Origin of the sequence: Promicromonospora kroppenstedtii DSM 19349 (assembly GCF_000515355.1) — a bacterium.
GTDB lineage: Bacteria > Actinomycetota > Actinomycetes > Actinomycetales > Cellulomonadaceae > Promicromonospora > Promicromonospora kroppenstedtii.
The window spans coordinates 28,787-34,239 of the sequence record NZ_KI911694.1 but is presented as its reverse complement, the minus strand read 5'-3'; the positions used below and the strand labels follow the sequence as shown (position 1 = coordinate 34,239).

Below are 5,453 nucleotides of genomic sequence, written 5' to 3'. Positions count from 1 at the left end.
CGCGGGCCGGCCCGCACGAGCGCTCGCGGGCCAGGCCACGACGGCGGACGACGGAGCCGACCTGCTGGTCCGGGTCGCCACGGTGGCCGGGTTCGAGGTGGTCGTGATCGCCGACGGCGGCCCGGGCCCCGGCGGCGCCCCGGCGATCGAGGGGGGATCCCGTGCCTGAGGTGGTGGTGGTCCGGGGCGGCCAGGCCGAGCGGGTCGTGGAGCGGGTGCGCGCCGCGCATCCCGACGTCGTCGTCACCACAGCGGACGACGCCGAGGCGTTGCGCTCCGCGACGGTGGCGACGGGCCGGCTCACCGACGCCGAGGTCGCGGCCATGCCGCACCTGGGCTGGGTGCACTCGTGGGCCGCGGGAGTGGAGTCCGACGTCGGCCCCGCGCTGCGCCGTCGGGCGAGCACCGGCACGGACGCGGTGACCGTGACGTCGTCCGCGGGCAACGGGGCGATCCCGCTCGCCGAGCAGGCGCTCATGCTCATGCTGATGCTCAGCCGCGAGGCGCTGCGCTGGGGCGAGGCCCAGCGGGCGCACCGCTGGGAACGATTCACGCACGACGAGCTGTCCGGCCGCACGGTCGGCGTCTACGGCTACGGCAACGTCGGGCGCGAGCTGGCGGTGCGGGCCCGGGCGTTCGGCATGCGCGTGATGGGGCTGCGTCGTCGTCCCGCGCAACCCGGCGACCCGGTGGACCGCATGCTGCCCCCAGAGGCGGTCGACGAGCTGGCCGCGGTCAGCGACTTCCTGGTCGTGGCGGCGCCGCTCACCGACCAGACGGCGGGCGCGATCGGCCTGCGGACGCTGCGCGCGCTGGGCCCGCAGGGGCACCTCGTGGTCGTCTCGCGCGGCGGGATCGTGCGCGAGGCCGACCTGGTCGCCGCCGTCCGTGACGGCATGATCGCCGGGGCGGGCCTGGACGCCCACGCCACCGAGCCGCTGCCACCCGACTCACCCGTGTGGGACCTGCCACGTACCGTCGTCACCCCGCACAACGGGGCCACGACGACCGCCACCGCGGACCGCGGCACGGCGATCTTCCTCGACAACCTGGACCGATGGCTCGCGCGGCGCCCGCTGCGCAACGTCGTCGACGTCGGGCGCCTGCCCTGACCCCGCCTGTCCCGGCACGACACTCCGTACAACGACGTACTGAAAGAAGGACACCATGTCAGACATCACTCGCCGGTCGTTCCTCACGTGGACGGGGATGGGGGCGCTCTCGGTCGCCGCCATGTCTCTCGCCGGCTGCTCCTCGGGCGGCTCCTCCGGGGGCGGCGACTCGGTCCGCTTCGCCTGGTGGGGCGGCTCCGACCGGCAGCGCGCCTACCTGGCGGCGCTCGACGCGTTCACCGCGGAGCACCCCGAGATCAAGGTCGCCCCGGAGTTCGGCGACTACGACGCGTACCAGGAGCGCATGACCACCCAGATGGCGGCGCGCGACGTGCCCGACGTCTTCTGGATCCCGTCACCCGCCGTGCTGACCTACCGTGACGCCGGGCTGTACCGCGACCTCGACGGCGTCGAGGGCCTGGATCTCTCCGCGTTCGGCGCGGACCAGGTCGAGACCTTCAAGCTCGGCGGGAAGCTCGACACCCTGCCCAAGTCGATCTTCAGCCCGGTGGTGCGCTGGAACACCACGTTCCAGGAGGAGGACGGGGTGTCGCTGCCCGACCAGCTCAGCTGGGACGGCCTGGCCGAGCTGCTCGTCGACTACGCGAAGAACAACGCCGCCGGCCGCAAGGGCACCACCTACGGCCCGTACCACGACATGCCGTTCGAGTCGTTCCTGCGCCAGCGCGGCGAGGACCTGTGGACCGAGGACGGCACCCTCGGGGCGAGCGTCGACGGCGTCGCCGCCTGGATCGACTGGTGGGAGAAGCTGCGGCTGGCGGGCGCGACGACGAGCGTGAGCGAGCAGGACGGCATCGAGCCCTCCTGGTCCCAGGTGGGCGACAAGGTGCTGCTCACCTTCGCCAACTCCAACCACATCGTCGACGACGCCCAGGCGTTCCCCGACTACGCGTTCGACCAGCGCGACGTGCCGGCCGCCGAGGACGCCGCGGCGGGCTATCACTTCACCTACTACAGCCGGTTCGCCATGTACTCGGGCGTGCCGGACGACCGGGTGGCGGCGGCCGCCTCGCTGATGAGCTTCAACCTCAACTCGCCCGAGCTGCTGAGCCTGGTCGGACTGTCGGCCGGCGCGCCGCCCAACGCGGAGCTGCTCGACGCGTACGAGCCCGACGCCACGCCCGACGAGCAGAAGGTCATCGCCATCACCCGCGAGATCGCCGGGACGGAGCAGCGCCCGCGGTTCGAGGCGCCGGCCGGTTCGGGCAGCTGGCGTGACCTCATGATCCGCGAGCTCGAGGAGGTCACGCTCGGCCAGAAGCGCGTGCCCGATGCCGCGGCGGCCTTCGTCGAGGCCGTCGAGGGCGAGATAGCGGGCGCATGATGACCCTGACCTCGTCGAAGGACACCGGGCGCCAGGAGCCGGGGCCTTCCGGAGACGCCGGGTCGCCCGGCCCCGCCGGGCGCAGGCGCCCGCGCGGCCGGACCAAGGCGTCGGGCGGCACCCGGGGCCAGGGCCTGGTGGCCCACATCTTCCTGCTGCCGTGGATGATCGGCATGGTCGGCGTCACCGCCGGCCCTCTGGTCGCGTCCCTGGTGCTGGCCTTCACCGACTACGACCTGCTGAGCACGCCGCAGTTCATCGGGCTCGACAACTTCGTGCGGATGGCGGGCGACGAACGGTTCTGGGCCGCCGTCCGCGTGACGCTCGTCTACGTGCTGGTGTCGGTGCCGCTGCAGCTCGGCTTCGCGCTGTTCCTCGCCGTCGTGCTCGACAAGGGGCTGCGCGGCCTGTCGCTGTACCGCAGCGCGTTCTACCTGCCCTCCCTGCTCGGCGGCAGCGTGGCCATCGCGATCCTGTGGCGGCAGATCTTCGGGGAGAACGGCCTGGTCAACCACGTCCTGGGCTGGTTCGGCATCGAGCTGGGCTCGTGGCTGCAGGACCCGTCGCTGGCGCTGTCCACCCTGGTGGTGCTCAACGTCTGGACCTTCGGCTCGCCGATGGTGATCTTCCTGGCAGGGCTGCGGCAGATCCCCGAGGAGCTCTACGAGGCCTCGATGATCGACGGCGCCGGGCGCGTGCGGCGGTTCTGGTCGATCACCATCCCGCTGCTCACGCCGATCATCTTCCTCAACCTGATCCTGCAGATGATCAGCGCCTTCCAGGCCTTCACGCAGGCGCACGTGGTCAGCGGAGGCAGCGGCGGGCCGCTCGACTCGACGCTCTTCTACACCCTGTACATCTACCAGCGCGGCTTCGTGAACTTCGACATGGGGTACGCGTCCGCGATGGCGTGGGTGCTGCTCCTGGTCATCGCCGCCGCGACCGCCGCGAACTTCATCGTGTCGCGGCGCTGGGTCTACTACGGAGACGAATGATGGCTGCCTCGCCCACCACCTCCGTGCCGCGGCAGGTCACCCGGCACGTCGTACTCGTCGTGTTCGTGCTGCTCATGATCTATCCGCTGCTGTGGATGGTCGTCAGCTCGTTCAAGCCGAGCAACCTGATCCTGTCCCAGACGGGGCTGTTCCCCAGCGAGATCACCCTGGAGAACTACGCCGACGGCTGGGACGCGCTCGGCTCCCCGTTCAGCCTGTTCCTGGGCAACTCGCTGCTGATCGGCGTCGGCTCCGTGCTCGGCAACCTGTTCTCGTGCTCGCTCACGGCCTACGCCCTGGCCCGGCTCAACTTCCGGATGGGCAAGGTGTACCTCGCGCTCACCCTGATGACGATCATGCTGCCGTTCCACGTGCTCGTGATCCCGCAGTACATCCTGTTCGCGGACCTGGGCTGGATCAACACCTACATCCCGCTGCTGCTGCCCAAGTTCCTGGCCACGGACGCCGTGTTCATCTTCCTCATGGTGCAGTTCATCCGGTCGCTGCCGCGTGAGCTCGACCAGGCCGCGATGATCGACGGCGCCGGACCCTTCCGCATCTTCTGGTCGGTGATCCTGCCGTTGATGCAGCCCGCGCTCATCACCACGACGATCTTCACCTTCATCTGGACGTGGAACGACTACTTCGGCCCGCTGCTGTACCTGACCCGGACCGAGCTGTACACGGTCCCGGTGGCGCTGAAGTCGCTGGTCGACACCGAGACGCAGAGCGGCATCGGCACGATGTTCGCCATGTCGCTGCTGTCCCTGGTGCCGATCGTCCTGTTCTTCATCTTCGCTCAGCGCTACATCATCAAGGGCATCGCGACGACGGGAATCAAATGACTGCTGCGCGCACCGGACTGGACGGCACCCACCGCTGGACCCAGCTCACCTTCGTGGAGAACGACCCGCTGGACTTCGACCTCGACGAGTGGGCCGACGTCATCGAGCGGACGGCGTCCACCGCGGTCTGCATCAGCGCGGGCGGCTACGTCGCGTACTACCCGACCAAGGTGCCGATGCACCATCGCAGCACCTACCTGGGCGACCGGGACCTGCTCGGCGAGGTCGTCGACCTGGCCCGCTCGCGCGGGATGGCCGTGATGGCCCGGGTGGACCCGCACGCGGTGCACCGAGACGTCGTCGAGCAGCGGCCCGAGTGGATCGCGCGGACCGAGGACGGCGAGCTCCTGGAGCACTGGGCCATGCCCGGCATCTACCTCACCGACGCGTTCGGCGGGTACAGCTGGGAGCTCACCACCGAGGTGCTCCGCGAGATCGCGCGGGACTACGACGTCGACGCGCTGTTCGCCAACCGGTGGCAGGGGCACGGGCCCGGGTACACCGGGTCGACGGCGGCGGACTTCCGGTCGGCGACGGGGCGCTCGCTGCCGACCTCGGCGGATCCCGCCGACGGCGAGGCCTGGGCGGCCTACCGCGCCTGGCGCCGGACCCGGCTCAGCGAGCTCGTGGCGCACTGGGACCAGGCCGTCCAGGACGTGGCGCCGGCCGTGCGGTTCGTGCCCAACCTGGGCTCGTTCACGGCCGCCGACCTGGAGCCGCGGGTCGCGCGGTCGGTGCCGTTCCTCCTGGTGGATCACCAGGCGCGCGGCGACGGCGAGGCCCTCTGGTCGGCGGGCCGGGACGCCAAGCGGGTGCGGGCGCTGCACCCGGGCAAGCCGGTCGGGCTCATCACCTCGGTGGGGCCGGAGTCGCACGACTTCCGGTGGAAGGACTCGGTCAACGCGGCGGTCGAGACCACCGGGTGGATCGTCGACGGGTTCGTGCACGGCGCGTTCCCGTGGTTCACCAAGTTCGCCGCCCGGATCCCCGACCCCCGCTGGATCCCCGCCGTCGAGCGGGCTTTCGGGCTCCATCGCGCGGTCTCCGCCGACCTCGCCGAGTCGCGGCCCGTCGCCGAGGTGCTCGTGTGGGACGCCGACGAGCGCGGCGCACCCGCCCCGGTGCGCGACGCCGCGTCCGGCGTCTACCAGGCGCT

General features: G+C 71.2%; 5 protein-coding genes. All 5 read left to right on the top strand.

The features are described 5' to 3' along the window. The first annotated feature begins 161 nt into the window (after nucleotides 1–161). Nucleotides 162–1,112, top strand: a complete 951-nt coding sequence (locus PROKR_RS17360) for a D-2-hydroxyacid dehydrogenase (RefSeq protein WP_036965067.1) — start codon at nucleotides 162–164, stop codon at nucleotides 1,110–1,112. Nucleotides 1,113–1,167: 55 nt separating this feature from the next. Then, on the top strand, nucleotides 1,168–2,457 hold the full coding sequence (locus tag PROKR_RS17355) for an ABC transporter substrate-binding protein (RefSeq protein ID WP_036965063.1): 1,290 nt from the start codon (nucleotides 1,168–1,170) through the stop codon (nucleotides 2,455–2,457). Continuing rightward, on the top strand, nucleotides 2,457–3,452 hold the full coding sequence (locus tag PROKR_RS17350; RefSeq protein WP_036965062.1) for a carbohydrate ABC transporter permease: 996 nt from the start codon (nucleotides 2,457–2,459) through the stop codon (nucleotides 3,450–3,452). Before PROKR_RS17355 ends, PROKR_RS17350 begins: the two co-directional genes overlap by 1 nt. Beyond that, nucleotides 3,452–4,297 carry a carbohydrate ABC transporter permease gene (locus PROKR_RS17345; RefSeq protein WP_036965060.1) on the top strand — a complete coding sequence of 282 codons (846 nt, stop codon included), beginning with the start codon at nucleotides 3,452–3,454 and terminating at the stop codon, nucleotides 4,295–4,297. The genes PROKR_RS17350 and PROKR_RS17345 overlap by 1 nt, the downstream gene beginning before the upstream one ends. After that, a partial coding sequence (locus PROKR_RS35235) for a family 10 glycosylhydrolase (protein ID WP_169736458.1) occupies nucleotides 4,294–5,453 on the top strand: 1,160 nt, incomplete at its 3' end. The genes PROKR_RS17345 and PROKR_RS35235, both read left to right, overlap by 4 nt.